Below are 2,419 nucleotides of genomic sequence, written 5' to 3'. Positions count from 1 at the left end.
AAAGTCCTATGTACGAAGCTGGCAGTAGTCACATAGAATCAATGCCACGCGGCAATGAAAGCTTGGATCAGCTTCTCGCAGAATTTGAGAGCCTTTCCGATGCGGACATCCTCGCCATGCTTGAAACTGCGGACCAGCACGAAAATATGGATTCCTAAATCAAGGTAGACTCATGAATGATCTAGCGAAGCGCTTAGCCGAGCTACCTCCTGAAAAACGAAAGCTGTTCGTCGAGGCACTGAAACGCAAAGGAGCGCAGTTCAACTCATTTCCTTTGTCGTTTGCCCAGCAACGCTTGTGGTTTCTTCAACAGTTGGAGCCAGACTCCGCGCTGTACACAATTCCGGGCATCCTGTATCTCGATGGAGCGCTGGATCGAGCGGCGCTTGAGCGCAGCCTGCAAGCGCTGATCGAGCGTCATGAGGTGCTGCGCACCACGTTCATTGGCATCGACGGCCAGCCGGTGCAGATGGTACAACCGGCATGGCGTCTCGCGCTGCCGCTGGTGGATCTGCAAGCGCTCTCCGGCGCGGAGCAGGATACCGAGCTGCGGCGGCTGAGCGTCGAGCAGATGAGCCAGCCCTTCGATCTGGCGATCGGCCCGCTGCTGCGCGTCACGCTGGCACGGCTACACGAGGCCATGCCCGAAGGGCACCCGGCACCCGGTACCCGCGACCGGCACGCGCTGCTGGTGACGATGCATCATATCATCTCGGATGGCTGGTCGCTGGGCATCTTTGTGCGCGAGCTGGCCGCGCTGTATCAGGCGCAGCTCGCGAGCAAGCACCCGGGCAACGGCGCGCCAGCCGCCACGAGCACGCCGCTGGGCCCGGTGGGCACCCCGCTGCCGATCCAGTACGCCGACTTCGCGCGCTGGCAGCGCGAGCGGCTGCAAGGATCGCTGCTGGAGACGCATCTCGACTACTGGCGACAGCAGCTCGGCGGCTCGCTGCCGGTGCTTGAGCTGCCCACGGATCGTCCGCGTCCTGCCGTGCAGACCTTCAACGGCGCGCGCTGCCCGCTGACGCTGCCGCAGCCGTTGGCTGCCGCGCTCACGGCGCTGAGCCAGCGCGAAGGTATGACGCTGTTCATGACGCTGCTGGCGGCGTTCGACGTGCTGCTGTATCGCTACACCGGCCAGACCGACCTCCTGGTCGGCTCGCCGATCGCGGGGCGGACGCGCGCCGAAACCGAGGCGCTGCTGGGCATGTTTGTCAATACGCTCGTGCTGCGGACCAACCTGAGCGGCAATCCGACGTTTCGCGAGACGCTTCAGCGGGTACGATCGACCGCGCTGGGCGCGTATCGCCACCAGGAAGTGCCCTTCGAGAAGCTGGTCGAAGTCTTGCAGCCGGAGCGCAACCAGAGCCACGCGCCGCTCTTCCAGGTGATGTTCGTGCTGCAAAGCGGCGAGCTAGAGCCGATTGCGCTGCCGGATCTGATGATCCGGCCCGAAGCTGTCTACAGCGCGACGGCCAAGTTCGATCTGACGCTCGATCTGCAAGAAACGCCCGACGGGCTGCGCGGCTCGCTCGAGTACAACACCGATCTCTTTGACGAGCCGACGATCGCACGGATGGTCGAGCACCTGACGACGCTGCTGCACAACGTCGTCGCCGATCCGGGTCAGCGCATCGGTGCGCTGGAGCTGCTGACCGCCGCCGAGCGTCAGCAGATGCTTGTGCAGTGGAACGCGACGCGGGCTCCGTATCCCGCCGACCAGTGCTACCACGAGCTGGTGACGGCGCAGGCCGAGCGCACGCCCGATGCTATCGCGGTGGTCTATGAAGGCGCAGCGCTGCGCTACGGCGAGCTCAACGAGCGCGCGAATCGGCTGGCGCATGAGCTACAGGCGCTTGGCGTGGGGCCTGATACGCGGGTTGGCCTGTGCATGGAGCGCTCGCCGGAGCTCGTGATCGGCATCCTGGGCATTCTCAAGGCGGGCGGCGCGTACGTGCCCCTCGATCCCAGCTATCCGCAGGAGCGGCTGCACTTCATGCTCGCCGACGCGCAGATGCCGGTGCTGCTGACTCAGCAGCGGCTCCGCGCGCGGCTGCCCCAGGACGTCGCGCGCATCATCGAGCTGGACGCCGCGTGGCCGCGCATCGCGCTGCGCCCCGCCGCCAACCCGCCCAGCGCCGCCACGCCCGATCACCTCGCCTATCTCATCTATACCTCCGGCTCCACCGGCACCCCCAAAGGCGCGATGATCCCCCATCGCGGCCTGGTCAACTACGTCTCCTGGGCGGCCCACGCCTACCACGTGGCCGCCGGACGTGGCACCCCGGTCCACTCGCCGATCGGCTTCGATCTGACCGTCACCAGCCTGCTCGTGCCCCTCGCCGTCGGCCAGCGCGTCCACCTGCTGCCCGATGCGCAGGCGCTCGATGGCCTCAGCGCCGCGCTCCAGCCCGACGCC

The 2,419-nt window shown here is 65.9% G+C and carries 1 protein-coding gene; it reads left to right on the top strand.

Going from position 1 to position 2,419, the window contains the following annotated elements:
• Positions 1-172: 172 nt before the first annotated feature.
• A partial coding sequence (locus tag VFZ66_25330; protein ID HEX6292534.1) for a condensation domain-containing protein occupies positions 173-2,419 on the top strand: 2,247 nt, incomplete at its 3' end.

The sequence above is a fragment of the Herpetosiphonaceae bacterium genome, from assembly GCA_036374795.1.
In the GTDB taxonomy this organism is placed as follows: domain Bacteria; phylum Chloroflexota; class Chloroflexia; order Chloroflexales; family Kallotenuaceae; genus LB3-1.
Note: the sequence above shows the minus strand (reverse complement) of the source record. Positions and strands in the feature narration are given on the sequence as shown.